The following is a 26,757-nucleotide window of genomic DNA, read 5'->3' on the forward strand; positions in this document are numbered from 1 at the left end:
TATAAACAGAAGAGGAATTTTTCATGCGTGTCTCGTAGTTAAGGTAACAAGAAATAAATGCTAGGAGGAATGAAGTTGTCGCTAAAAGTAGGTGATACCATCACTTTCGAACGAACATTCACGAAAGAGGACGTGGAATTATTCACAAAGGTTTCCGGGGATGAAGGGGTACACCATTTAACCCCGGATGAGCAGGGGCGTCTAGTGGTGCAAGGGTTACTAACGGCAACGCTGCCAACAAAAATCGGGGGCGACCACAATGTAATGGCCCGGACCATGAATTTCGAGTTTTTAAGACCCGTGTTCACGGGAGATACGATTATTTGTGAAGCTACCATTGAAAAATACGAAAAAGCAGAAAAGGATAGAACAGCGATTGTAGCGAGCTTTTTCTGTACGAATCAGAAGGACAAGGAAGTACTGAAAGGGAATTTTTCAGGTTTCATTCTTTAAACCTATTCCCCATAAGTTAAAGCTGATGCAAAGTTTTTCGCTGGCTTCATTCGTTGGAAAAAGAAGGAGTATGACAGCTGCTGGTAGAATATAAATTCCTAGGGGATACATACAAGAATTAAATTTTTTAATATAGGAGGAAACTATGGGGAGAATCATTCATTTCGAAATTCATGTCGATGATATGGAGCGGGCAAAGAAATTTTATGGTGAGGTATTTGGTTGGAGGTTTGAAGATTGGAGCGATTTCGCAGGGATGCCTTATTTTGGTGCGGTGACTGGCGATGAAAAAGAGCCGGGTATCAACGGTGCTTTGATGCAGCGGCAAAGTGCTCCTCCGGAAGTGAACCAGGCTGTTAATGCTTATACTTGTACAATGGGAGTGGAAGATTACGATTCTATCGAAACTAAAATTCTTTCTCAGGGAGGCAAGGTGGCAATGCCGAAATCCGCTCTGCCTGGAATGGCGTGGCAGGGATATTATATGGATACGGAAGGCAATATTTTTGGTATCCATCAACCTGATGAAAACGCAAAATAGCACCCTGTCATGGTAATGCAAGAACCCTTAATTTAAGGGTTCTTTTTTCTATCAAGCTAAGGTTTACATTAAACGCTTAACAAAAGTATCCTGCCAACACCGCTATCCTGCCCGATGGGGACAGGATCTTTTTTTGCAATCATCGATCCCGTGATTGTAGTAGAAATAAAAATGCAATTAGCGATGAAGGGATATGGTCCCGTTTTTTCCACTCGACTAAGTAACCGGGCATCCGTTCAAAACGATCGACTGCTTCTGTCGGAATTGCTCCACGTTTGATGATTGCCCACGTTGTGCCTTCTTGGTCCTTGATCGTGAAATGGCCGATGACGGCATCGCCTTCTGCGCGCCAGCGCCACTGGTCGGATTCAATGTATTGGGTGATCTGCTTGCCCTTGATTTTCGTATCTTTCGTATAGGCAACATAGTTTCCTTTTCTGTCCTGCACATAGCCCCGCCAGGAGAATCCGCCTTTCTTTTCCACCCTGTATAAGAGGTTTCCTTCTTTATTTTTCAAAATGAAATCAGCGGATCGCACGGAATCAAATGACAAAGTAGCTGTTACCCCCATCATAATCTTTTGTTTGAAGCCGACCTCTTCCTGTATCTCCCCGTACAGTTCGCCATCCATTGCAAAAAGACCAGCCTGGTAGGATTTCAGCGGTTTTTGGCCAAGATACATCCGGGCAGGGACTCTTTCAAGCGTGTCCTCTGTGTCATCTTCCGTTAAATCATCCTCTGTCTGCCTCGCTTTTTGTAAATCGAGATAGCCGGTACGAAGCAGACCGAGGCCGCTTATGGTAAAAACCGCGCTATAAATGAGAGAAAGTATGAAACCGCTTGGGTTTAATGTAAGGAAACCGATGATGAAAATGAGTGCGATAAAGGATAAAGCTACGCCTGTGAGCAATTGACGCCGTGCGTCCTGGTAAATGAGTTCTTTCACATGAGTCATTTAAACAACCTCCTTACCTAAACTACGGGTATAGTTGGAAAAAGTTTCACTTTACTTGGGTGAAAATGGATGTTTTGTTTTAAGTGAGTCAGCTCTGTTAAAGCTTATGAAAACAAAGGAGTGATACATAGGAAAAATGTGAAAAACAAAAGGCCGAATGGAGGCGCCATTCGGACAATGGAAGGACTATTATAAATGAGTGCCATGATTGGGGCAGTCACCGTACCGTGCAAAAAATTGAGAGGAATGCATGTAATAATTGAAGAATTAGTGTGGTGGATTATGGGAAAACGTTGAGCTTTATTAATAATTTTGAAATAGCCCCGATGGCCAGAAAGCCGCCAACATACATAAGGATAGTGTAAATAAAACTCCATTCCTGCCCATAAGATAGTGTTCCCTGGAGGAGGGCTAATCCTTCTAAGGTAGTCATCCCTCCGATAAACAAGCTGTATACCAAAATAGGGTGCTTCCTTTTGTAGACAAGCATATAGGTAAACCAGGCCCCGGCAATAGTGAAGATGCCCAGGTCTAAGAACAAGGAATCCAACAATACAATCACGGGCATATGATTCACTTTCCATAACCCTAGATGTATCCCTGCCTGGTTTAGAACGACAGCAATTAAAGCGGTAATGGGAGCTGTTGTGTAGAAAATCTTCGGTGCCTTCTTATATAAATAGACCCCTGTTATCCATGGAATTATAAAACCTGCAATTAGTATAAATACCACTGCCACCACCTCAAGTTATTTTTTGATTTACTGATATTTTTATACATTCATCTATCAGGTTTTACTAGCTGGGAGAAAAGAAGTTTTAAGTATTGTTCAGTACGTGTAAGATATCGTGGTTATATCGTGGTTTCATAGAAGGAATGGATATTAGAAATCGTTTTGCTGCCATGAAGGTAAGAGAGGGAGGGGCTTGAGTTGGGGTGGAACTTTTATAAAAGGCGATTGACATGGAAGATGAACTACTGGAAGACATATATTAGCGCCTGACCCCCACTTTAGAAGAGTGGGGATAGGCACCGTTCATATCAGTCATAACATAATAGACATTGAAGGTTAATCGTAAATGACTGCTTTTCCTTGTTCACGTAACTTTTTTAAAGAGGTAAGCATATGATTTATTACTTCATCCGAATGTCTTTCCCACGTCTTTAATTCGGCTACTATTTTCAAAGGCGATTTAGACCGGTAAGAACGTGTGGGATTTCCAGGGAACTTTTTGTCAGTAACGTTCGGATCATTTTCAAATTCACCTAGGGGTTCTACAATATAAATTCTTTCTTTTGAATTAGACTTTGCTAATTCAGCACCCCATTTAGCAGCCTCTAATGTTGCGGTGAAATATATATAGTTTGATTTTTTGTCCTGGTAGTTGGATAAGTATTGCGGTTTCAACAGATCTCCAATATTCAGTGCTGCCTTCGTACCATGAAAGAATGGGCCTTTATCTAAGACATCTTTTTTGTCATTCATACCGATACACCTCTTATTTTTAGATTTGTGTATTACAGTATAGGACAGGAACGATAGAAAGAGTAGTCTACAAATACTTTATAATTAGGAGTATAATGGAAGTAGAAAGCCTGGATTTGAACAAAAATACTTTTTATACTTAAAATTCAAGCCTGCTCACTTTTTTCTGGTGGGTCATAAGTGACATAGGTACCTCCGATGAAATCATGGATGGCTCGTTTATCTTCTCTTAATCCGACCATAAATGCACTGACAATAAGCCCGATTCCTAAAGTAAATGCATATACAAATGCACTTACCAATTCTCTCAGCAGCATATTCCCTATCCCTACATTTTCTCCATTCTTCTTCACGATACGCACTCCTGTCAGGCGTTTACCGACGGTGTATCCATACCAGAAGATAGGCAGGAGGAGGACATACAATAGCCCGATTCCATCTGTCGGGTCATAGTCCTCACCTAAAAATTCTCCAGACAGGGTTAGAGTAATGAGTCCTGTCACCACACTCATTAAAATACTATCGATGATTCTCGCCCCTAACCTGTTCCAAAACCCTGCTGGATTAGATATTTCCATCCGTGATCCCCCTTACAATTTTCTCTTTTCACTTTATCGTATCATATCTATTTTCTATGAAGCTTTTATATGCATATGATTCGTTTGCAATCCGATATAAGTGAAGGAAACTTCAAATCAGAATAAATAATTCATAAATCTGTCTTGGTTTGTATAGGTATGCTAGCGATAATAAGTGGAATGATCTTAAGTATTTTATAATAAAAGTAGCACAGAGGAGGGGATGGAATTGTTACCGTCTTTTGAAACAGAGCGGTTGTTCTTGCGGGAGCGAACGCTGGAAGATATGGATGACTGCATTGAAATGGATCTTGATATCGAGGTAGTAAAATACATACCGGAGATAGCGGAGCTTATTAATGGAGGATATTATAATCAGCACAGAGCTTTTGTCAGAAAGCGTATGGAAACGGTGTATCCTCCTGGGATGGGGTACTGGGTAATTGAATCAAAAGAAAATCCTGCAGAATTTTTGGGCTGGGTACTATTGATTCCAATAGACAATCGTGGCCCGGAGATTGAAATTGGGTGGAGGCTAAAACGGAAATATTGGGGGAAGGGCTATGCTACGGAGGCAGCACGGGTGATTTTACAACATGCTTTTGATACGCCGGGCCTGGAAAAAATAGTGGCGGATATCCATTACATGAATCATGGATCCATCAGGGTTGCTGAGAAACTTGGTCTCAAAGCGATCGGTACAGATGACGATACTAATTATAGAAGATACTGCATATATAAAAGTTAATTCAAATCAATAAAGGGTTTTTCCGTTATATTGAGGTTTATGGTGAAGTGAGGAATAGGATGGGAGTTGTCGTGGTTGAAACGGAGAGAAAAGGCTGTTGTTATTGGTGGAGGTATTTCTGGAAAATTGGCTGCACGTGTGCTGGCTGATTCTTTTCAGGAGGTCATTATTTTAGAACGTGATTCAGAAGCCCATGGGCCTCTTCCGAGGAAAGGAGCGCCCCAAGGCGAGCATATCCATGCGCTGCTTTTTGCTGGTGCGAATGGTCTTGAAGAACTGTTTCCTGGTATTACGGAGAGGTTTAACAGAAGCGGGGCTGTTAAAATCAATGCAACCCAGGATGTTGCCTGGTTTCACCATGGCGTTTGGAAACTACGGTTTAACGGAGACTACACAACTATTCTTCAGACACGCCCGCATCTGGAGTGGCATATCGAACAATATGTGAAAAGCATCCCAAACATAAGCATTAAGTACAGCCAAAGGGTTCGTGACTTTTTCTATAATGAAGAAGAAAATCAAATTACCGGAGTCGAAATTGCTGATGGCGACACGATAAAAACCATTCATGCAGATCTCGTGGTAGATGCCAGTGGCGTGAGTAGTATTTCCTCCAGGTGGCTTACCAAACGAGAAGTACATATACCCGTGGAGAAGGTTAAAATTGACTTGAGTTATTTTACAAAGACCCTTGAACTCCCTGACAACCCAGACAGGGACTGGTCGATTAAGCTTGTGTATCCAACGCCTCCGTTAGAAAAAATCGGCGGTGGCATTTCGAGGGTAGAGGGGAATCGTTATTTAGTCACTTTCATGGGATATCATAACGAAATAAACGAAAAAGAAGTACTAAAGAGTGATGATAGCTTTATAGAAATCGCCAGAAAATTGCCGAAACTGGATCTCTATCACGAACTGAAGGATGCCACTGCTTTATCCAAAACTGCTACCTTCCGTGTACCGAATATTACTTGGAGAAGAATAGATAAGGTGAAGCAGCTGCCAACGGGGCTTTTGATGATTGGTGACACGGTATGCAGGATTGATCCTTTTTTTGGCCAGGGGATGAGTATTGCAGTCCTGGAAGCACTGGCATTAAAAAAATTGCTTACCAGCGACAATAGGTCCACGCAAAATATAATAGACAGGTTTCATCAAGAGGCCGGGAAAATCATTTCTCCTATTTGGAATATGGTAATCACAGAAGATTTTCGCTACCCCGATACGATTGGAAAGAAACCCGTAGGCCTTGCTATTCAGCAATGGTATGCGAAAAACATTTTTCTTTTATCATCGGAAAACAAAGATGTCTATCAGTCTTTTATACGTGTAATGCATCTGCTTGGCCCAACTTCTACTTTGATGCGTCCGGGAGTTGTAAAAAGTATGTTGAAGCGAACATTTTCAAATAATCGTAAAATACGTTAGGTCGGAACATCGTTGCGTGAGGACAGGAGGTAAGTGCGTTAGGCAAGAAGTTTCTCGTTCGTTCCACGCTGGCTAACCATTTATGTGACAGGCGGCTTTTGCCTTTGTTTTTTAAAAAGGCTGGTCCGTTGAAAAATACGGTCCTCGCCTTTTCTGAAGGATAATTAAAAGGTTTCTCCTGTCATAACACTCATAAAATTTTTGAAGAACAGGGAATAATCGAATTGAAATGCAATATCATGGAGTTTGGCTGTTTCTTCAAATTCAATATAAGGTCGAATGTCAGCAATACTTTGTCCTCTCAGTATTCCAGTAGCGCTGGTATCAATATGAACTGGCAACTGTCGATAATTAAACATTTCAGGATGTAGAGGAGCCATCATGGTGAGTGCATCGTGTACAGGACTACCTTTGATATCGGGGTTCCTTCCTTTATAAAAATCATAATAAAAGTCCAATAGTTTTTTAACGATTTTAGCTTTTCCTTTTGCCCCGATGTAGTCAGCCATTTCAGGTGTGACAATGGCGTGATCTGTCACATTCAACGGGATAATCTTGAGGTTTTCGGCGTAAGTGAGCACAATTTTAACTGCAACGGGGTCAGCATGGAAGTTAGCTTCTGATACAGCCGTAACATTACCAGGAACCCAGAAGGCCCCTCCCATGATATAGTATTCTTTCACTTCTTTCATGAGTGATTGATATAAAATGAACATCGTTGCGAGTGCTGTGAGCCTGCCAATGTTTATGATAATCAATTCGTCTCGATGTGTATCAATGATATCTACTATTTCAAAGAAATTCTCGATTACTCCTTCATATTTACCCGGTGTAATTGGCCCCAATCCATACTCGCCGTGAATTTCCGGATAAAAGGCAGGTGTCTCTCCGGTCATAGGGGCTTCGGCTCCTCCAATGATCGGAACGTCCTTTGCTACATCAAAAAGATCAAACAAGTAATGAACGTTTCCGACAGCAACATCTCGTGGGACATTTCCATAATCGGCAACAATCCCCACCAATTCAATGTCATCATTTAAATATGCATAAATAAGGGCAATCGCATCATCCACCCCTATGTCTCCGAAAACCAGGGCCTTCTTAACCATACTATTCACTCCTAGACCGCTATTCGTATCGTTATAATAGTTGATGTAATAATTGGGGAAATGTGCCTGTATAAATGTTCCTAGAGTTTCTACAACAAAATAAGGTGGATAAAGGGCGTGCACACATAAGTGTTAAGACGCCACTGCAAACCTCATGAGAAAATAGGTTGAGTATTTGATGGGGTTTTGAAATAATTGGAATTAAGTGATTAGGAAGATAATGTCTTACAAACACCTTCTTATCATAGATTACGATATTATGGTAAATATTAGCATTACATATAAATGTTTAATCCCGATGATTACAGATTAGAAGTTTTATGCAAGAAGCGGTCGTTGTATGGAAAGATAGGGGGAGGAAGGTTGAGGAAGCAGAAAACAGGAATCTTATTAGGTTTCATATCCATGTTACCTGTAATTATTAGTGTCAAAGTTTTCTATATTTTAAGAGGGCCTGATGTAAATTTGCACGTTATCATTACAGTCTACAGTATTCTTTCGGTGGCTGGTATTTTACTGGCGATACTCTCCTGGTTGATGGCTAAGCGTTGGTTATTGCTATTGATCAGCCTTGTCGGGAATGGGTTTGTGCTGGTCGTTGCCTATTTCCTGCAGCTGGCGATGGGGATTGGAGGCCCGTAAAGAGCTGACTTCCGATATAGGGGAGCAGGAGGAAGGGGGAGGAGTATGGCTTTTTTACCAGAAGATGAGAAACTGACCATATTTAATGATCGGCTTTTTCAATTATGGAAGAATGGATATTTGAGTGATGAAGCATATGAGGACGCCATAAAAGCGAACGAGTCCTACATACACGACATGGAGCTGGCTGCAAATCAGCCGGAAGAAGCTGAATCTGACCCGGTGCAGATGACAGAACCTGAGCCTGTGAAGCCAGTGAAACAGAAAAAAGTGAAATCGGCTGAAGAAATACGGGAACGGAACATCACCTGGTCGTTAATCCTCGGGGTTTCGCTTTTACTCATTACTGGTCTGATCGTTGCGACGAGCCAGTGGAATCAAATGGAGGCTGGCATGAAAGTTGCTTCAATCGCATTTGTTTCCTTGTTTTTCTTCGGGTTAAGTTATTTCACCGGTCATATCCTGAAAATCAGGAAGACGGCTTTTGCTTTTCTGACATTGGGGAGTTTGCTGATTCCCATCGGGATTGTGGCCATCGGCTTTTTTGAACTGTTAGGCAGCTATTTGTCTTTGTTTGGAGAGGGAAGGTACCTGCTTGGTGTGATGGGAACGCTCCTTCCACTGCCGTTATATATCAGGCACGCCTTCGTACATCAATCCCGGTTATATGTATGGATTACCCTTGTGTTTGCTTCGCTTTCTGTTGGTTTTGCGCTAGGGGCGCTGCCGCTGTCGGTTGACGAGTTTTATTTGCTATTGATGCTCTATAACGCTGTACTGCTGATCGTTTATGTGCGTGCTAAGACATGGAACCTTTTTATAAAAGAGTTACCACTATACGCTCAGCTGAACCTTGTGCTATCGACACTGCTCATGTTGTTTTTCTTTGAAAGTGAATTTTTTTATAGTTTCAATCTATTACTGACAGCAAGCATCTATATGGCGATGGTGTTCGTCTATAAAACGAAAGCGTACCAGTTCGTCTTTTCAGTTATGATTGTCTATGCCATCTATCAGCTGGTCGAGCATACCCCATTGCAGTCGGTCGATGTGACGATTTATGCGTTAGCCGGTCTGCTTTACTTAGGATTCGCCTATGCCTTTAAGGACAATGAATTTGTAGAAAAAGTGTTCCGTTACACGAGCGGGGTTGTTTCGCTGTGTGCTTTTATTTATATAAGTTATCAAGGCATTACACTAAAGGGAGAAGAAGGCTCTGTGGTGCTGCTGGTGGCATATTTGATTATCACCGCCAATTATCTTCTTTTGGCAAATGTGATCAGCCATGTGGCATTCCGCTATTTGACGCCGATTTTCTTTTTTATCAGCTTATGGAACCTTTGGGAGTTGGGCCATGTCGCTCCGTTGTTCCTCTTTATGTTCCTTGGAGCTTCCATTGTGTTTGTTTATGTCGGATTGTGGACAAAAATTAGCTGGCTGCAGCCGGTGCAGGAAAGCACCTTGTACACGTCGCTGATCGTTTTAGCGGGATCGATCGGCTATGCCATGTACGACATGCTATTTGGATATGTTTCCTTCATGTTCCTCCTGGTCAGTCTGCTTGCTTATCTGGTGAAAAAGAAACCCGTGCGTACTGAAATCCGGGAAACAGCTATATGGAGCCAGCCTTCCGCTTCCATGGTAGCTGCAGCCATGGTGTATGAACCGCTTGTACGCTGGTTTCCATCCTATGAGACGGGGTTATCCTTTCCGTTTCATATCGCAGCGGCATCTGTCCTGCACGTGATTGTTTTTGTGGGGTGGTACAAATGGAAGGAAAAGGAATTGGCAGCTGCGACTTTTTATATTTCCCAGGGTGCTTATGTCTTGTCGATGATCATGTTATGGAATAATCCCCTGGTTGATGCCGCTGTTGTCAGGCCGCTGATTCTTTTAACCGGTATTGGCATGATGTTTGGACTTGTGCATTTTTCTAAACAGTCCTATTTATGGGGTGCAGTGGCACTAGTCACCCTTGCCTTTTACGTATCTCTTTTAGAAACTTTTTCAATCGGATCGTTCGAGGCTTTCCTTATTTATATGCTATTTGCTCCCGTGCTGTTGGTCGCGATAGGGGAGGCAGGACAAAAAAGGTGGGCGTCGAGCAAGCCGTATTTTTATGGGCTGGGACATATCATCCAGCCATTGATCATCGTTCTGTTTCTGTTGGATCAAATCGGAAGAACGAGTGTCCATCCCTTGTTCCTGCTTTTGCCGCTGGGGTTATATATCTATAGCTCGTTACAGGCAAAACGGGAGTGGGAATTGAAACTGATGCTTTTCGCGGCACTTACAACGCAGTTCCTGGTCGTTTTGACGCTGCCTGATTATTATGGCTGGTGGTCAACCATGCCGTATGTATATGCCTTTTTGATCACAAGCATTCTGATGGCTGGTATCTGGATGCTCGTGTCAGAAACCTGGAAAGAAAGAATCGAATGGTACTGGATTCCTTTTTCGATATTCGGCTTATTCCTTTTTACCAGTCGTTCAGAGACATGGGCAGGGTTTGAATGGCTGGTCGCACTTGGCTATGCTATTCTGATTCTCTTCTACTTACACCGGAGAGGGTGGTCACTTGTACGATTTGCACCATTATTACTGACGATCGTTTTGTGGGAAAATGTCATCATTGACTGGGACCTGACTGGTATTGTGGCTGTCATAGCCGGCTGTATCGGGATTTTACTAATTGCAGGCCGGTTTTTCCATTCCTATTTGATTGGCCCGAACTATGAGGTGGATGCGTACTCATGGACAGCACTTGTGTATATCGCTTATTTGAATGTCATGACGATGAGCGATGAAAATGTCTGGATACGTATCATCCCTGTCCTCCTTTTGGCCGTGTGGTTCCTCCTCCTTGCTAAAAAGTGGACGGAAGTCCTGCTCGAAAAAGGCTTTGTCACGGCTGGGTTTTTAAGCCTTTATGCCAGCTATCTCCTTGTATCAGTCGATTATCATTGGTGGATCCCGGACCTGGTTGAAGCAGAGCTTCACATGCTGCCAATCCTTGGAATATTGTACTTTCTTAGAAAGCGGACCTGGAAAACGTTCGCGACGATGATGAATCGAATTCAGTTCGCTGTTGTCCTATTCGTTGCTGCTTATTTAGTCGTTGATGCGATACAAAGCCACACTATTTGGGATGCCTGGATCATCGGAGGACTTTCGCTTGCTTCCATGATCGCCGGCATGCAGTGGCGAATCAAATCCTACTTTTTTGTCGGCATGGGCGTGTTGATGTTCAATGTCATTTACCAGACAAAACCATACTGGGGCAATGCACCGTGGTGGGTGTACTTACTGGTTGCCGGACTGCTTCTTATCGTCATCGCCAGTTACAATGAATGGAAGAAACAGCAATCGGATTCGCAGGTGGAAAGAAAACTGAAGCGGCTATGGGTTGCTTTGAAAAAGTGGAATTAAACTTATTCGGAGGTACGATCATGACAGATATAAATGATTTGTTTCGTGAGAGAGTCGGGTTGGCTGAAGCCGAAACGATTACCATGGATTCTCTCCATGAATTGCTTGAGAAAACAGCATGGACCTTTCCCTTTGAAAATTCCCGTGTTTTGAATGATACAACCCGGCCGCTTACAAAGGAAAATCTTATACAAAAGTTACTCGTCGAAAATGAAGGCGGGCTATGTTACGAGCTCAATCCACTGCTTTACTTTTTTCTCCTGGAAAATGGCTTTGATGTCCGGATGGTTCGTGGAGAAGTGTTCGTAGAAGCGAAACAGGATTGGACGAATCTCGGAAGAACACACGTCGCGATTATCCTTCAATATAAAGGCCAATCCTGGCTGGTGGATACTGGGTTTGGCGGCAACTTACCGCTTCGCCCCGTACCGTTTACAGGTGAAACAGTGAACTCCGGCAATGGTGAGTTCCGGGTGAAACAGTCGGACAGTAAGTATGGGAATTATCGCTTGGAAATGAAGCTTAGACACAAACAGAGCGACTGGCATATCGGGTATGCATTCGATACCAATCGTCCGGTGAATAAGGTGCCGGAATTAGAAGAAGTGCAGGATATCATCAAGCATCACGACCAGTCCCCATTCAATAAAAATCCATTGGCTGTACAGCTTACTGTCGATGGCAGCAAAACCTTGACTGATTCCTCTTATACGGAGTGGATTCATGGAAAGAAAGAGAAGCGGGAGATAGACAAAAGAGCGTTCCAAACGCTGGCAAGAGAACAGTTTGGGATTGAATTTTAACGGATGGTTAGCAGGAGTTTAATCCAGGTCGTAAGTACATTAATGATATATTGCATATTTCATTAATGGGCTTTTTCGTGTATACTTTTTCATACCAAATGAATATCTAGAAAGGAGGAATCTTATGCCTATACCTGCAAACCATTCGAAACCTGTTCGCCAATCTGCCAAGGAAAACGCGTTCAACCAGATTCAGCAGTGGATCATTGATGGAACCTTGCGACCTGGCGAAAAGCTGAATGATACGGAGCTGGCTAATGCGTTAGGAAGCAGTAGAACGCCGGTACGTGAATCACTGCAGCTTTTAGAAGTGCAAGGGTTTGTCAAAATGTATCCAGGGAAGAGCACCGAAGTCACAGAAATCGAACGCGAAGCTATCAATGATCTCCTCCCGCCATTGGCAGCCTTACAGTCTTTATCCGCGGAACTGGCAATTGATTACATAACAGCGGATCAGCTGAAAGAGCTTGAAAACATCAATGAACGTTTTGCCAAATTAATTTCTGCCAATCAGGCCTATGATGCATTAAAAGTCGATGAAGAATTTCACCAGGTGATTATTGATATAACAAAAAATACGTATATCAAAAGCATGGTAGCATCCTTGCAGGCACATGTTCGCAGGCATTTTTTCCATAACTCTATCATTTTAGCCGAACGGTCCATCGAAGAGCACAAAGTAATTATTGCCGCCATGAGAGATGGTGACAAGGATAAAGCTGCAGCCATAATGAAAGATAACTGGCTCCGTACACTAGAAGATTTTAAACAATAGCAAACGCAAAAGCCGGCTCCTCAAGTAATGAGGTGGCCGGCTTTATTCGTTCATGACGCATGAACGGGAGCTTTTCTTTGAAAACGGCTGATGACACCGGTGAGGGCAATGACAACTATTGCCGGCAGCAGCCATCCAAGTCCTTGGTTATAGAGTGGTAAGGTTTGTTCATAAAAGCGCACAATCGGCTGCATCCAGCTGAAATAGTCGACTCCCAGTGATTCACAGAGCGACTTGAGACCATCAAAGATGCTGATTAAAAACGTAACAGCGATAGTTGAACTATAAACGATCGTTGCATGATGGAACAAAGGAGACAGGAATGTCAAAAGGATCAGGACAATCGCCAGTGGATATAAGAACATCAAGACCGGTACAGAGTAAGTGATGATGTTTGCCAATCCAAAGTTCGCGATCACAAAAGTGATTGTGGCAAAGAAGACAACAAGTGTCTTATAACTGATCTTCGGAAACAACGTATGGAAGTACTCTGCATTGGCTACCGTCAATCCGATCGCAGTTGTCAAGCATGCCAACGTAATAGCAATGGCAAGCAGGACAGAACCAAATGTGCCGAAATAATGGGAAGCACCGTTACTTAAAATCGGTCCGCCAGTTGCAAAGATTCCATAAGCTTGTGTGCTTGTGGCACCTAAATACGCGATACCAACATAAATCGAACCTAGCAGCAATATCGCAATACTCCCTGCCTTGACGGTTGCTTTAAGAATATCGGTATTAGAGGTGACCCCCATTGCCCGAATAGCGTTTATCACGATAATACCAAATACCAGTGATGCAAGGGCGTCCATTGTATTATATCCTTCGAGGAAACCTGTGAAAAAAGCTTCATTTGCATAAGCTTCCTGAGGAGCTTGCAATGTTCCCATCGGATTGGTGAATACTGCAACAAGAAGCACGGCAAGCAGTACAACCAGCCCAGGTGCCAAAAATTTTCCAACATTATCTACAAGCTTGGCGGGTTTTAATGAAAACAATAGAACCACAACGAAAAATAAGAAGGTGAAAATAAATAATCCCATTTGTTGTGAAGACTCATTTATAAAAGGTGATATACCAACTTCAAACGCAACTGTACCTGTACGGGGGGATGCGAAAAATGGTCCGATAGTCAAATAAAGCAGTGACGTAAAAAATATGGCATACACCGGGTGTACGCGGCTTGAAAGTTCCTGCAGATTACGGCTTCCCGAAAAACTCATGGCAATAATCCCAAGCAATGGGAGTCCCACTCCTGTAATTAAAAATCCAATAACTGACGGCCCGAGATTGGTACCGGCATTTTGACCCAACTGTGCTGGAAAGATCAGGTTACCGGCTCCGAAAAATAAAGCAAATAGCATGACGCCAATGGTTACATATGACGAAAAAGACATTTTTCCCTTCATGAAGCCTTCCTCCTAATATTTTTTAAGTTAGTAATATGCAATATATCAATGAAATCTATCATACTCCTCCCATATGCAAAATGCAATATATTACAGAATATTTTTATATGTAAATAAATTCAATATATACCCTTTGAATCTTCAGATGCAGTGCAGGATCATGATTTGGGATCAAAAGTATCTCAAAACTGACCAAAATATAAGAACCAGGCGATTTTGTTCACCTGGTTCTTTAAATGGTATCGGGTTTTAATTCAAAATTACGCTATTCTTATTTCCCTATCGTTTAGGGCTTCATAGTGCAAAAAGCACAAAGGCTTTAATCTTATAAGGTCTCTTTACTGGCAATCCAATCTTGAGACCATTTTTCTAATTCTTTCATCAGTGGCTGTAATGCTACCCCTTTTTCCGTCAACGAGTATTCAATTCGAATAGGTGTTTCAGGGTATACGTCCCGTTTTACAATTCCCTCGTCCTCTAAATGTTTTAATCTATCTGATAAGAGCCTTCCGCTAATCCCAATAGATGATTCAATGGTACAAAAGCGTTGGGGGCCTGAAAGCAGCTGGTAAATGACCAGGCCTGTCCAGCGTTTACTTAAAATGCTCATTGCTTTTTCAAATTTAGGACAGAGTTGAGATGTATTCATACGTTATCACTCCTCATTACTATTTTACCCTAAAATACTAACAGTAATCAATTTACTTAATATAAATTAGTATATTGACATAAGTTGATTATTTATATATACTTACTTACTAAAAGTAACTGAAGTGAATTTATAATATCTTGACTTTAGTTAAAACTATACAAAGGAGTGGATTTGAATGAACAAACATGAGGCAGGAGCTTCTATCCTAAGAGTGATATTAGGGGTTATATTTTTTGTTCATGGGTTGGATAAATTCCAGGCAGGAATTGGAAACACCGTCGGATTTTTTGACAGTATTGGAGTACCCGGATTTTTAGCTTACGTTGTAGCGGCAATTGAACTTGTTGGCGGGATTGCATTGATTTTGGGATTAGGAACAAAGATTGTTGCCTCTCTATTTGCCGTTATTATGCTGGGGGCTATTTTCACAGTTAAACTATCTGCCGGCTTTCTGGGTGGATATGAGTTAGATTTGGCGTTACTGGCCATGTCTATTTATGTAGCACTTTCCGATAACACAGCTCTCTCACTGGAAAATGCCATGTTTTCAACGAAACAGGGCTCGATAGAAAATGTATCTTAATAAATGGAGAGGGGATTCATGCAATGGGAATTTTTAATAAATTATTTGGAAAACCAAAGGAGATGGAAGACATGTCAAACGTTAAATTAGCCGTCATTTTTTACACGATGAGTGGAACGAACTATCAAATGGCCAAATGGGCAGAAGAAGGAGCAAAAGCAGCTGGTGCCGAAGTGAAAGTATTAAAAGCGGAAGAACTGGCACCGCAATCCGTCATCGAGGCGAATGAAGCATGGAAAGCCACCGTGGAAAAAACAAAAGACGTACCTGTAGCGACATCCGCTGACCTTGAGTGGGCTGACGCCATTATTTTCAGCATCCCGACACGCTTTGGTAACATGCCTTCGCAAATGAAGCAATTCCTTGATACACAGGGCGGTCTTTGGGCAAGCGGCAAGACGATCAACAAAGTTGTCAGCGGCATGACTTCCGCACAAAACCCGCACGGTGGCCAGGAAGCAACCCTGCTTTCACTTTATACTTCTATGATGCATTGGGGCGCAATTATTGTTTCTCCAGGGTACACCGATGAAGTATTGTTTGGTGCCGGAGGAAACCCATATGGGACAAGTGTTACTGTTGATCAGGATGGCAATATGGCCGAGGATGTGGAAGGCGCCGTCAAGCATCAGGCGAAACGTACAGTGACCGTTGCTTCCTGGGTTAAACAAGGGCAACAGTAATGTAAGTGATCGAATAAATATAATCTATAAGCTATAGCTAACAGGATGCCTAATATCGAGTCGCTGATATTAGGCATTTTTTAAAAAAGAAAAATCGAAAAGATATACTAGGAGGAATTTCGTTGTCATTTCATCATAAACCTATTACATTTGTAAAACATGTCACTATTAAAGTACAAAATTTAGAACGCTCCCTTGATTATTATCAAGAGGTGATAGGGTTTAAGGTTTTAGAGCAAACCAATAACAGAGCGAAGTTAACAGCCGATGGGAAAACATGTATTCTGTCCTTAGAGCAGCCGGAAAATGCCATTGCAAAGCAGCGAGGAACTGCGGGGTTATATCATTTTGCTCTCCTTGTACCACGGCGTTCCGATTTAGCAAATATCGTTCACCATTTTATTAAAAAGGGAATTCGAATTGGATCTTCGGACCACCTTGTCAGTGAAGCTCTCTATTTAAATGATCCGGATGGTAATGGGATTGAAATTTATGTGGATCGTGATCCTTCCGTGTGGAAATGGAAGAATGGCGAAGTTGCCATGACTGTTGATCCGTTGGATTTCGAAGACCTGCTTCAGGAAGGGGATTCAGAAGAACCATGGAAAGGCATGCCTGCCGGTACTGTGATGGGGCATATACACCTGCATGTTTCTCACTTAGAAGAAGCAGAGGAATTTTACACGAAAGGACTGGGGTTTGAGGTAGTAAACCGGTTTGGTGGTCAGGCTCTATTCATCTCATCCGGTAACTATCATCATCATATTGGTTTAAATACATGGGCAGGCGTTGGAGCTCCTGAACCTGCCAAAAATAGCGCCGGTTTGGAATCATATACAATCATTTTACCCGATGAGGAATACAGGAATAATGTGATAGCGAGTCTGGAGAGAGTAGGTGCCTCTGTCACAGAGGAAAATGATATAGTTACGACAAAGGATCCGTCTGGCAACTGCATTCACCTGGCTGTTTAAGGTGTTACTTTAATTTACGGATCTTATAGGAAAATTATAGAAAGAGGCTGACCCCCAGTGCGTTAATGCATTACTAAGGTGGGGGTCAGCCTCTTTTTACTAATCCCAAGATATTAACAACGGCTTTTAGCTCTAAGCAAGACAAGGCTAAAGCCGTTTATTTCTATATAAGTGGTGGTGTTAATTTCCGGTGGCTGCATCATCAGTTTCTAAGATCGGAACTTCCCGATACTGGGTAGCCTGCTCATAATCATATGCCATTCCAAGCAATTCCGCTTCACTCCACATTTTTCCGAAAAATGCGAGGGAAAATGGTTTTCCGCTTTGGTAATAGCCGGCAGGTACCGTTACCAGAGGCTGGCCGCTGATGTTGACTTCCGGTGATGCGGTTGGCTGGTGGATGCCTTCGGTAAGCGGCGGGATTTCTGCTGCCATTTGCGGGTAAACGAAAGCATCGAGGTCATGTTTATCCATGACTCCCTGGATGATTTCCTGATAATTTGCCCTGGCATCGAAAAAGTAGCTTAGATCCGGTACCTGATACGGATCTTGCAGCTTCTCTTTCAAATTAGTTTTATTAAAGTTCTGAAGTGGTTCGCCTGCTGCCCAGGGTGCTGTTTCCATTTGATTGAATAGCTCGGGAAGAGAAGGAATCGTTTCTTCCGGATCCATCCGATCAAGGTAAGCCTGGATATCGCTCACAAAGGCGTCGTAGCCGATGTTCCCGGTAGCTTCTGTAAAACTGGAAAATCCGCTTCCCGCGAAAGGATCGCGGACAACTTCTGCCCCTTGAGACTCCAGTTCCTTAACAGAACGTTCATACAATTGCTGCGTTTCTGCAGTCAATGCTTCTCCTCGCCAGCCTGGTCCGTAAAGGCCAATGCGTTTTCCTTCCAAAGCATCTTCCGTTAAGTTTCCAGTATAACCTTCTTCAGGCAGCTTGCCTGCAGCTGCTTCCGTTTTAGGATCATCCGGGTGGTTTCCGGCAATGACATCCATCATGATTGCTGCGTCTTGTACGGTCCGGGAATGAGGGCCCAGCACGTCTCTGGTGCTCGCTGCAAACGGAGCGGCCCCCGAGTTAGGGACAAGTCCGAATGTCGGTTTGACCCCGACTAATGCCTGGGAAGCGGCCGGGTTTTGAATCGATCCGCCAGTTTCTGCCGCAATGCCTAAGACTGCCAGATTACCAGAGACAGCGGTGGCTGTTCCGGAACTGCTCCCGCCAGGAGCAAAAGCAGGGTTAATGCTGTTCAAGGTTTTACCAGCCCAGCTGGTATTGGCATTCGTTGCCGAGATGCTGAAGGCAGGCATGTTCGTTTTGCCGAGAATGATTGCACCCTCTTCTTTTAATTTACCAACAATCGGTGCATCGACTTGCGGCATAATCTCCACGCCGCCCGCTTCTTTATGGAAGCCTTCCCAGCCGAAAGTGGAAGGGAAGCCTGTGACATCGACCGTTTCCTTCAGGACGATCGGAACACCTGCCAATTTTCCAGGGGAGTCTTCCTTTTTAATTTTAGCATCCATCTCACTTGCCTCTTGCATGGCGTGGTCATTGACGAATGTAAATGCGTTATATGTATCTTCATACTGTTCGATTCGTTCCAGGTGAGCCTGGACGACATCTGTCACAGTAAAAACTCCATTTTGGTAGCCTCTTGTCAGTTCGGCTACGGTGAGTTCCTTGCCATCTTCCAGCCGTTCACGCAAGTCCATTCCCTGGTAGGGGAAATTTTTATGTTCAAGAACTTTCGTATGTCCGGATGCATTCTCTGGTGGGGCAAGGGATGAATTACCACCAATAAGTATAGCCGCAAACGCCAGAATAAAGGTAATGACAACGATTTGCAGTTTTTTCATGGTATAACACTCCCTGTCTAGTTACCAAAGGTAGAATACCATAGATTCACAGTCTATTAAATGGTTCTTTCTGATAGATTGTAAAAGTTTGTATCATAACATCGACTTGAAGTGGAATCCCTCTAAACGAAAAAAAGTCCCTCATAAGATGCCACCACACCATGCTTCCCCAGCAATTCCCCTGGATATTGAAGCAGTCTTCGTATATTAGAGGATGACTTTTGCCGCCATTGCTTTTCGTTTTGACTGCTAAATATTGGCTTATTTTCGTTGATAAATACCTATTAGAACAGTAATAAGGGTGTAATTGATAACGTGTCTCAATTACTATTGACTATGATTATCATTCTCAATTAAGATGTTTGTGTAGCTTAATTGAAAATCATTTTCAATTGAGAGTATGTCAACAGCGTGGCAATTTTCCATACTTAAAGCGGAAAGGAATGAAAAGGATTTGAATTTCAGTTATGAGTCGATGGCAACAACGCAGCAGATAGCGGAAGGAAAGAGTAGAGCGTTCGATCACCTATTCTTTCATGAAAATAATACGGGAGAGTTCCAATATACCGTTCAGCAAATAACGGAAAAGCTCGTCAAGGTAATGAAGGAGCTTGATCAGCCCTATTCTGGAAAGACTCCTGAGATATTGCAGCAGGAGTTGGATAACCTTTCTGTTTTCACATACGAGGGAGAATCGGTCGAAGAATTACTCGATGATATTGACGACTCCCTATTACTAAGCAATATCCATATCACGCATCCAAAGTCTGTCGCCCATCTGCATTGCCCACCGCTTGTTTCTGCGATGGCAGCGGAAATGGTCATCAATGCGTTTAACCCGTCGATGGATTCGTGGGATCAGAGCCCTGCAGCCACCTACTTAGAACAGGAAGTCATTGAATGGCTTACCAAAAGCTTTGGTTTTGACGGTGCATCCGATGGCGTTTTTACAAGCGGAGGGACGCAGTCCAATTACACAGGGCTATTGATTGCCCGGGACTCCTTTTGTAAACGCAAGTGGGGGGTGGATGTGCAGAAGCAAGGTTTACCAGGTGATTTCAAGCGGCTGCGGATTCTTTGTTCGGAGGAGGCGCATTTTACCGTTCAAAAGTCAGCCTCCCAGCTGGGACTCGGCGAAGATTCGGTCGTCTCGATTCAAACCGATGAAAATCATAAGCTATGTCTTTATGACTTGGATAGAAAGCTGGAAGAACTGGAAGCAGAACAGTTACTGCCATTTGCGCTTGTGGCCACTTGCGGTACAACTGATTTCGGGAGTATCGATCCGCTTGCTGAACTGGCATCCATTGCAAGCGAGCATGGGTTGTGGCTTCACGTTGATGCCGCTTTCGGTGGGGCATTGATCCTCAGTCAGACTCATCAACACAAATTGCAAGGGATCAATCAGGCGGACTCTATTGCAGTAGATTTCCATAAATTATTCTACCAGCCGATCAGCTGTGGTGCCTTCCTATTAAAAAATAAAGAACAATTCAAGCATCTCCAGCATCATGCGGACTATTTGAATCCCGCCGAAGATGATGACAAAGGAATCGTTAATCTAGTAAACAAATCGATCCAAACAACAAGGCGGTTTGATGCTTTGAAGTTATTTTTCTCCTTAAGGATGGTAGGAACGAAGCAATACGGTGTCATGATCGATCATACGTTAGCATTGGCAAAAGCGGCTGCGGGTTATATCGATGAAGTGGAGGATATGACAGTGAGCCAGCCGGAACCGGAGTTGAATACGATTGTGTTCCGGTATCAGCCGGCTGTTCCATCTGTCGTAGATTTGAATCAGGTGAATCTCGCAATCCAGAAGCGGCTGCTTCATGAAGGCAAGGGTGTTATCGCTAAGACGATGGTAGAGGAGAAAGTCTATCTTAAATTTACGCTCCTTAATCCCAGGACACAGCTAGCTGATGTAAAAGAAATCCTGGCAGACATCCAGAATATTGGAGAATCGGAAATAGAGAAATGGAGGGTTTCCGTATGAAGGACGTACAGGTAATTGCTGAAAATGCGACGATGCAAAGCTTCTTGAATTGTTATCTCAAAGAGACAGGTAATTTCCATATAGAATCTGCCAATGGAACAGTAATAAAGATTTCCTGCCCATTATCCAATCAGGCAATCGACTTGATCATCGATGTGAAATACTGGTCTGAAACAGGAAGACATTTATTTGAATTCCCTATTCATTATCGCACAGGGGAAGAAGCGAAGCCTATCGACTATGTCACATTAGCTGCTCTGATTACCAAAGAGTTAGCGTTGGTAAACAACCAGGAGGCTGCAGAGGATGAACTGATCCTGCGGGTGATTCTGAGTTGTAAAAACATAAAGAAGTATCTGGAACATCGGTTGCAGGATAGCAGTCAATTGAGCAGCAGTGCATTTAATTATATCGAAGCGGAGCAATCCCTTATTTTTGGCCACTTGCTGCATCCCACCCCGAAAAGCAAGCAAGGAATCACAGAAGAAGAGGACAACCAGTTCGCACCTGAAATGAATGGGAAATTCCAGCTGCACTATTTCTGGGCAGCCGATGAGCAAGTCATACAGGACTCTTCGCTGTCGGTCTCTGCCAAAGAAATCGTCCAGGGCGAACTGCCCGAGGAAGAATTAGTGACTGATGAAGCGGGCGCACTCATTCCTGCCCATCCGTTACAGGCGAAGGCCCTTTTGAAAAAAGCATCCGTCCAGCAGATGCTTGAAGGTGGTACATTGAAATACCTTGGACCACTCGGACAAGAGTTTACAGCAACCTCTTCCTTTCGTACTGTTTACAGTCCGGAATCAAAGTATATGTACAAGTTTTCCATCCCGATAAAGATTACCAATTCGCTCAGGATGAATCAACAGAAAGAACTGGACAGGGGCGTGGAAGTATCGCGATTGTTACAGACTTCTCTTGGCGATGAACTGAAACGAAATTTTCCAGATTTCCACGTCATTTCAGACCCGGCGTATATTCGTGTGGCTATACCTGGGGAAGAGGAGGTATCGCTCGATTGCATCATCCGTGAAAACCCGTTTTATAGGAATGATTCCGATACCATTTTAGCTGCAGGACTGGGACAGGACCACCCTTTTGGAGAGCAGTCCAGACTGTATAACATCATTAACAGCGTCGCAGAGAAAGAAAATAGATCCTTACAGGCGGTGAGTGAAGATTGGTTTAAACGCTATTTGTCGATCACACTCGATCCCATGCTATGGCTCTATGAAACGTATGGCATCGCCCTCGAAGCGCACCAGCAGAATTCCATCGTGCAACTGAAGGACGGGTACCCTGATTTCTTCTATTATCGTGATAATCAGGGTTACTACTTCCGCGAAAATAAGGCAGGTGACTTGCGTCAATTGCTGCCAACGCTGAACGAGAAGAGCGACACGATCTGTTCCGAAGCAATTGCGGAGGAAAGGCTTCGGTATTATTTCTTTTTCAATCATTTGTTCGGGGTCATCAATGGTTTTGGTACCAATGGACTGATACTTGAAGAAGATTTGTTACAGGTGCTGCGTGAGCGGCTGGAGACACACCACAAGCAAGCGGGTGATGCAAAACCGTTGCTGCACAGTCTATTAACAAATGAAGAACTCCCATCTAAAGCTAATCTGCTGACCCGATTCCATGACATGGATGAGCTTGTCGGTTCGTTAGAGACGCAATCCGTCTATACGATGGCAGCTAACCCATTAGCACAAAAGGCAGGTGTCACGAGTGAAACCTAAATGCATGACAATTGACCGAGACCTGGAGAGAGAAATTGTGTTTCGTGAACTGGAGTACGACAAGGATCTGACCAACGTGTTTTTATGGATGCATGAGGAGCATGTCATTCCTTATTGGCAGTTGAATCTTCCGTTTGTGCAATTTAGCAGCCACTTAAAAAAAGCCTTGGAAGATCGCCATCAAACCCTCTATATCGGCGAGATTGACGGTCACCCGATGAGTTATTGGGAGGCCTATTGGGTAAAAGGGGACGTTGTGGAAAAATGCTATGACGCGGAAGCTTTCGACCAGGGTGTCCATCTGTTAATCGGTGATCCAGACTATCTTGGTAAAGGCTATGCACTCCCTTTATTAAGAGCGATGGTTGGTTTCCAATTCCAGCATAAAATGACGAAAAAAGTAGTCGCAGAACCTGACATTCGGAATGAGAAGATGATTCATATTTTTAAACAATGCGGGTTTGAACCGGTAAAGCCTATAGAACTTCCTGACAAAACAGGGTTGTTGATGTTTTGCACACGGGAGAATTTCGAAAAGAGGTGGTCGTATGACGGATACTATCAACAAGTCTGAAGTGTATGATGTGATCGGAATCGGTGTCGGTCCTTTCAACCTCGGTTTTGCAGCCCTGGTCGAAGATGTTCCTGAAATAAATGCCTTGTTTTTTGAAAAGAAACCGAAATTTGACTGGCATCCTGGAATGTTGATTGAGGGCACCACGCTGCAGGTTCCCTTTTTAGCTGACCTTGTCAGCATGGCTGATGTGACCAATCGTTTTAGTTTTCTGAATTACTTACAGACTCACAACAGACTCTACCGTTTTTACTTCCGGGAAGATTTCCATATTCCAAGGAAGGAATACAACCATTATTGCCAATGGGTTACTGGGAAATTGGATGCTTGTAAGTTCGGGATGAACGTAAAGCAGGTAGATCTGCGAGAGTTTGATGGGGAAAGTTTGTACGAAGTGGTGGTTGAGAATGAACAGCATCCAAAGGAAGAAAAACGCTATTTAGCAAGACATATTTTGATGGGAATCGGTACGGTACCATCTGTACCGGAGCAGTTTCAGGAAGCCTTGGGAGATAGAGTCTTCCATACGGCGGATTATTTATATAAGAAAGCGAATTGTGCGGACGCTGAAAGGATCGCGGTCATCGGTTCCGGCCAAAGTGCGGCAGAAGTATTCCTGGACTTGTTGGAAGACCAGCCTGAACATGGTTATTCGCTGCACTGGTATACGAGGTCCAAAGGATTCTTTCCGATGGAATACACTAAGCTTGGCCTGGAACATTTTTCACCGGATTACACCTCTTTCTTTTATAAGTTGCCACAGGAGAAAAAAGATCAGCTGCTAGTAGATCAGGACTTATTATATAAAGGAATCAGTACGGATACGATTGCGGATATTTATGAACGTTTATACCAGTACAGCATAGGAGAGGATGACCCTGACATCCACTTGCAGGCCATGTCAGTAATCGACCGCATTCAGCCTTTGGGTAATAAATGGAAGCTTTGTGGCTTCCAGCAGGTGAGTGAAGAGGCGTTTACGATCGATGCCGATGCAGTGGTGTTAGGGACCGGTTACAAACCGAACCTGCCGGATTTTCTCACGCCGCTCTATGATTGGATTTCCTGGGATCAGCAGGGACGGTTTCATATCACCGAAGATTATCGGCTGGTTATTAAGGGCAGATCGCGCAACCATATTTATATACAAAATGGGGAACTCCATACCCATGGAGTCGGGGCGCCGGATCTCGGGCTTGGTGCTCATCGTAATGCTGTCATCATCAACGCCCTGGCAGGGAGAGAGGTTTATCCGGTGCAATCGGTTAATATCTATCAATCATTCGGAGCACAAAGACAACCCGTTACTAATTAGGTTAGTCACCATCTAAGAAAGAAGGGATTTCAATGTATTCAAATTATCTGAAGCAATACTTCAATCAGGAAAACTGGGAACAGGCGAATCGGCAATTGCTGGTTAAAATGCTGGAGGAATATGTGTACGAAGACATGATAAATCCAGTCGTGATAAAAGAGCATGGAAAATGGAAGGAATATGAGCTGTCGATTACCGACCGTAAACATTATTCTTTTGAGGCCAAAACAGACTATTTCGACGGGGTTAAAGTGAAAGCTGATTCCATTGATATTGTAGAAAACGGGGAGCGTGCTGAAGCGGATGATGCTATTCAGTTCCTGCTCGATATTCAGCCGCTCATCGGGATGTCTGCTGAGACAGCGGGACATTTAATCAAAGAGTTGAACAATACGCTTGTGGCGGATATGCATTTACTAGGAAGAGCCTCTAAAACCTCGGATGAATTGATTCATGAAGATTATGCCGTATTGGAAGGGCATATGAGCGGGCATCCGTGGATCACCTATAATAAAGGCAGAATCGGATTTGGTTATGATGATTACGTGAAATTTGCACCGGAGATGCAGAAAGAAACAAAGCTGTTCTGGGTCGCCGTTGATAAAGAGCGTGCTTCCTTCCAATCGACAGCGGATACCAACTATTACAAGCTATTACACGAAGAATTGTCATCGGAAGAGAAGCAAGAATTCAAACAAGTCTTGCAAGAACAGGAAGTAGATCCGCTGGAATATTTCTTCCTGCCCGTCCACGAGTGGCAATGGAAAAATGTGCTTATCCAGCAGTACGCTCAGGATCTATCCAACAAGCAGATCATTCCGTTGGGAGAAGGGAAGGACAATTACCTGCCTCAGCAATCGATCCGGACCTTCGTGAACCGAAGCCAAAAGGATAAACATCACGTGAAAGTTCCGATGAGCATATTGAATACGCTCGTTTACCGAGGGCTGCCGGCAGAACGAACGCTGATTGCCCCGAAGATTACAGAATTCATCAAAGGTATCTATGAACAGGATTCATTTTTGAATGAAACATGCCGCGTCATCCTGCCTGGAGAGATTGCCAGTATCAATATCGATCATAGCCATTATGCAGAGCTTGAAAATTCCCCGTATCAATACCTGGAAATGCTGGGGGTCATCTGGAGGGAGAGTATTTACACCTATCTGGAAGAGGATGAAAAAGCAGTGACCCTGGCTGCCTTATTACACGAAGATAAAAATGGCAAACCTTTTATCATGAGCTTGATAGAAGCCTCTGGAATCGAGCCGGAAGAATGGCTGAAGGAGTTTTTCCAGGTTGTCATGGATCCACTTCTGCATTATTTATATCAATATGGAACGGTGTTTTCTCCTCATGGGCAGAATACGATCTTGGTGATGAAGAATTTCAGGCCACACCGTCTTGCTGTCAAAGACTTCGTAGATGATGTGAATATTAGCGACCAGCCATTTGAAGAATTATCGGTACTGACACAAGACCTCAAAGATGTGTTGAGGAGCGAGCAGCCTGAGGGATTGCTGCAATTCATTTTCACCGGGTTATTCGTATGCCATCTCCGCTATCTGGCCGATATCCTGGACAGGAATGAACGGGTAACCGAAGATAGATTTTGGGAGCATCTGGCCAATACTATTATAAGGTATCAGGCTAGTCATCCTCACTTGAGAGATCGCTTTGAAATCTTTGATTTTTTCAAACCGGAAGTTACGAAACTGACATTGAACCGGAATCGCATGGTGGATGATGGCTATGGTGATGGAGATGACCGGCCTCATGCTTCCGAATTTGGGAGTGTTGCCAATCCACTTGCACGATTTGCCCGGGAAGTACATTTATCGTGAGTTGATTATTCGTATAGAAAGATTGTTTCGGCTTGTAGAAAAACCCATCTGTTTTTTCTGCAAGCCTTTTATTTATATCCTAAACGGCATTCTGGTTTAGTCCTATAAAGGAGAAATGTAAGGGATTACAGGTTTCTTACGGAAGAATTATAAAGCGGAACAAGGAAACACT

At 43.4% G+C, this 26,757-nt stretch carries 24 protein-coding genes; 16 read left to right on the top strand and 8 right to left on the bottom strand.

All coding sequences use genetic code 11. The features are described from left to right. Nucleotides 1–75: 75 nt before the first annotated feature. Together ACGTN9_RS13040 and ACGTN9_RS13045 are read left to right on the top strand one after the other, a co-directional pair. A complete protein-coding gene (locus tag ACGTN9_RS13040) occupies nucleotides 76–453 on the top strand; it encodes a hotdog domain-containing protein (RefSeq protein ID WP_499593433.1) in 378 nt (125 codons plus the stop codon). A gap of 145 nt (nucleotides 454–598) precedes the next feature. After that, the gene (locus ACGTN9_RS13045) at nucleotides 599–994 is read left to right on the top strand and encodes a VOC family protein (protein ID WP_499593435.1); all 396 of its coding nucleotides are present in this window, start codon (nucleotides 599–601) and stop codon (nucleotides 992–994) included. 139 nt (nucleotides 995–1,133) lie between these two features. On the opposite strand, the gene ACGTN9_RS13050 is transcribed toward ACGTN9_RS13045, so the two are convergent. The 4 genes from ACGTN9_RS13050 to ACGTN9_RS13065 form a co-directional block, all read right to left on the bottom strand. Continuing rightward, nucleotides 1,134–1,949, bottom strand: coding sequence for a hypothetical protein (locus ACGTN9_RS13050; protein ID WP_499593436.1), 816 nt, complete (start codon nucleotides 1,947–1,949; stop codon nucleotides 1,134–1,136). A 280-nt stretch (nucleotides 1,950–2,229) separates the two neighbouring features. After that, on the bottom strand, nucleotides 2,230–2,682 hold the full coding sequence (locus ACGTN9_RS13055) for a hypothetical protein (protein ID WP_499593437.1): 453 nt from the start codon (nucleotides 2,680–2,682) through the stop codon (nucleotides 2,230–2,232). Nucleotides 2,683–3,018: 336 nt separating this feature from the next. Further along, on the bottom strand, nucleotides 3,019–3,435 hold the full coding sequence (arr, locus tag ACGTN9_RS13060; protein ID WP_499593439.1) for an NAD(+)--rifampin ADP-ribosyltransferase: 417 nt from the start codon (nucleotides 3,433–3,435) through the stop codon (nucleotides 3,019–3,021). A 146-nt stretch (nucleotides 3,436–3,581) separates the two neighbouring features. Then, the gene (locus ACGTN9_RS13065; RefSeq protein ID WP_499593441.1) at nucleotides 3,582–4,013 is read right to left on the bottom strand and encodes an RDD family protein; all 432 of its coding nucleotides are present in this window, start codon (nucleotides 4,011–4,013) and stop codon (nucleotides 3,582–3,584) included. Between the two features lie 229 nt (nucleotides 4,014–4,242). On the opposite strand from ACGTN9_RS13065, the gene ACGTN9_RS13070 reads away from it, so the two are divergent. Together ACGTN9_RS13070 and ACGTN9_RS13075 are read left to right on the top strand one after the other, a co-directional pair. After that, nucleotides 4,243–4,761 carry a GNAT family N-acetyltransferase gene (locus ACGTN9_RS13070; protein WP_499593443.1) on the top strand — a complete coding sequence of 173 codons (519 nt, stop codon included), beginning with the start codon at nucleotides 4,243–4,245 and terminating at the stop codon, nucleotides 4,759–4,761. A 75-nt stretch (nucleotides 4,762–4,836) separates the two neighbouring features. Continuing rightward, a complete protein-coding gene (locus ACGTN9_RS13075; protein WP_499593445.1) occupies nucleotides 4,837–6,189 on the top strand; it encodes an FAD-dependent oxidoreductase in 1,353 nt (450 codons plus the stop codon). Between the two features lie 164 nt (nucleotides 6,190–6,353). Here ACGTN9_RS13075 and ACGTN9_RS13080 read toward each other — a convergent pair whose 3' ends face one another. Next, nucleotides 6,354–7,298, bottom strand: coding sequence for a nucleoside hydrolase (locus ACGTN9_RS13080; RefSeq protein ID WP_499593446.1), 945 nt, complete (start codon nucleotides 7,296–7,298; stop codon nucleotides 6,354–6,356). Between the two features lie 363 nt (nucleotides 7,299–7,661). Between ACGTN9_RS13080 and ACGTN9_RS13085 the strand changes: the two genes are divergently transcribed. The 4 genes from ACGTN9_RS13085 (at nucleotide 7,662) to ACGTN9_RS13100 (ending at nucleotide 12,947) form a co-directional block, all read left to right on the top strand. Continuing rightward, nucleotides 7,662–7,940, top strand: a complete 279-nt coding sequence (locus tag ACGTN9_RS13085) for a hypothetical protein (RefSeq protein WP_499593448.1) — start codon at nucleotides 7,662–7,664, stop codon at nucleotides 7,938–7,940. Nucleotides 7,941–7,985: 45 nt separating this feature from the next. Then, a complete protein-coding gene (locus tag ACGTN9_RS13090; RefSeq protein ID WP_499593450.1) occupies nucleotides 7,986–11,369 on the top strand; it encodes an SCO7613 C-terminal domain-containing membrane protein in 3,384 nt (1,127 codons plus the stop codon). Then, nucleotides 11,291–12,172 carry an arylamine N-acetyltransferase family protein gene (locus tag ACGTN9_RS13095; protein ID WP_499593452.1) on the top strand — a complete coding sequence of 294 codons (882 nt, stop codon included), beginning with the start codon at nucleotides 11,291–11,293 and terminating at the stop codon, nucleotides 12,170–12,172. Before ACGTN9_RS13090 ends, ACGTN9_RS13095 begins: the two co-directional genes overlap by 79 nt. A gap of 124 nt (nucleotides 12,173–12,296) precedes the next feature. Beyond that, complete coding sequence (locus tag ACGTN9_RS13100) at nucleotides 12,297–12,947, top strand: GntR family transcriptional regulator (protein ID WP_499593454.1); 651 nt, start codon at nucleotides 12,297–12,299, stop codon at nucleotides 12,945–12,947. A 50-nt stretch (nucleotides 12,948–12,997) separates the two neighbouring features. Here the strand turns inward: ACGTN9_RS13100 and brnQ are convergent, their stop codons facing one another. Both brnQ and ACGTN9_RS13110 read right to left on the bottom strand, forming a co-directional pair. Next, nucleotides 12,998–14,356 carry a branched-chain amino acid transport system II carrier protein gene (brnQ, locus tag ACGTN9_RS13105; protein ID WP_499593456.1) on the bottom strand — a complete coding sequence of 453 codons (1,359 nt, stop codon included), beginning with the start codon at nucleotides 14,354–14,356 and terminating at the stop codon, nucleotides 12,998–13,000. A 325-nt stretch (nucleotides 14,357–14,681) separates the two neighbouring features. Beyond that, entirely contained in the window at nucleotides 14,682–15,005 is a 324-nt protein-coding gene (locus ACGTN9_RS13110) for a winged helix-turn-helix transcriptional regulator (protein ID WP_499593458.1), read from the bottom strand. Nucleotides 15,006–15,183: 178 nt separating this feature from the next. Between ACGTN9_RS13110 and ACGTN9_RS13115 the strand changes: the two genes are divergently transcribed. The 3 genes from ACGTN9_RS13115 to ACGTN9_RS13125 all read left to right on the top strand — a co-directional run bounded on the left by ACGTN9_RS13115 (nucleotide 15,184) and on the right by ACGTN9_RS13125 (nucleotide 17,248). Next, nucleotides 15,184–15,591: a DoxX family protein gene (locus ACGTN9_RS13115; protein ID WP_499593459.1), complete on the top strand. Its 408-nt coding sequence runs from the start codon at nucleotides 15,184–15,186 to the stop codon at nucleotides 15,589–15,591. Nucleotides 15,592–15,662: 71 nt separating this feature from the next. Beyond that, nucleotides 15,663–16,274, top strand: coding sequence for an NAD(P)H:quinone oxidoreductase (gene wrbA / locus ACGTN9_RS13120; protein ID WP_499593461.1), 612 nt, complete (start codon nucleotides 15,663–15,665; stop codon nucleotides 16,272–16,274). A 122-nt stretch (nucleotides 16,275–16,396) separates the two neighbouring features. Next, on the top strand, nucleotides 16,397–17,248 hold the full coding sequence (locus tag ACGTN9_RS13125; RefSeq protein WP_499593462.1) for a VOC family protein: 852 nt from the start codon (nucleotides 16,397–16,399) through the stop codon (nucleotides 17,246–17,248). Nucleotides 17,249–17,428: 180 nt separating this feature from the next. Here ACGTN9_RS13125 and ACGTN9_RS13130 read toward each other — a convergent pair whose 3' ends face one another. Then, nucleotides 17,429–19,111 carry an amidase gene (locus ACGTN9_RS13130; protein WP_499593463.1) on the bottom strand — a complete coding sequence of 561 codons (1,683 nt, stop codon included), beginning with the start codon at nucleotides 19,109–19,111 and terminating at the stop codon, nucleotides 17,429–17,431. Between the two features lie 400 nt (nucleotides 19,112–19,511). On the opposite strand from ACGTN9_RS13130, the gene ACGTN9_RS13135 reads away from it, so the two are divergent. From ACGTN9_RS13135 to ACGTN9_RS13155, 5 genes are read left to right on the top strand one after another with little or no spacing between them, the layout of a single operon-like run. Then, on the top strand, nucleotides 19,512–21,110 hold the full coding sequence (locus tag ACGTN9_RS13135; RefSeq protein WP_499593464.1) for a pyridoxal phosphate-dependent decarboxylase family protein: 1,599 nt from the start codon (nucleotides 19,512–19,514) through the stop codon (nucleotides 21,108–21,110). Beyond that, entirely contained in the window at nucleotides 21,107–22,852 is a 1,746-nt protein-coding gene (locus tag ACGTN9_RS13140) for an IucA/IucC family protein (protein ID WP_499593465.1), read from the top strand. Before ACGTN9_RS13135 ends, ACGTN9_RS13140 begins: the two co-directional genes overlap by 4 nt. Nucleotides 22,853–22,874: 22 nt before the next feature. Then, nucleotides 22,875–23,426, top strand: coding sequence for a GNAT family N-acetyltransferase (locus tag ACGTN9_RS13145; protein ID WP_499593546.1), 552 nt, complete (start codon nucleotides 22,875–22,877; stop codon nucleotides 23,424–23,426). Then, on the top strand, nucleotides 23,401–24,741 hold the full coding sequence (locus ACGTN9_RS13150; RefSeq protein WP_499593466.1) for a lysine N(6)-hydroxylase/L-ornithine N(5)-oxygenase family protein: 1,341 nt from the start codon (nucleotides 23,401–23,403) through the stop codon (nucleotides 24,739–24,741). The genes ACGTN9_RS13145 and ACGTN9_RS13150 overlap by 26 nt, the downstream gene beginning before the upstream one ends. A gap of 32 nt (nucleotides 24,742–24,773) precedes the next feature. Next, entirely contained in the window at nucleotides 24,774–26,585 is a 1,812-nt protein-coding gene (locus ACGTN9_RS13155; RefSeq protein ID WP_499593467.1) for an IucA/IucC family protein, read from the top strand. Nucleotides 26,586–26,757: the final 172 nt, after the last annotated feature.

The organism is Halobacillus sp. B23F22_5 (assembly GCF_043497085.1).
Lineage (GTDB): Bacteria > Bacillota > Bacilli > Bacillales > Halobacillaceae > Thalassobacillus.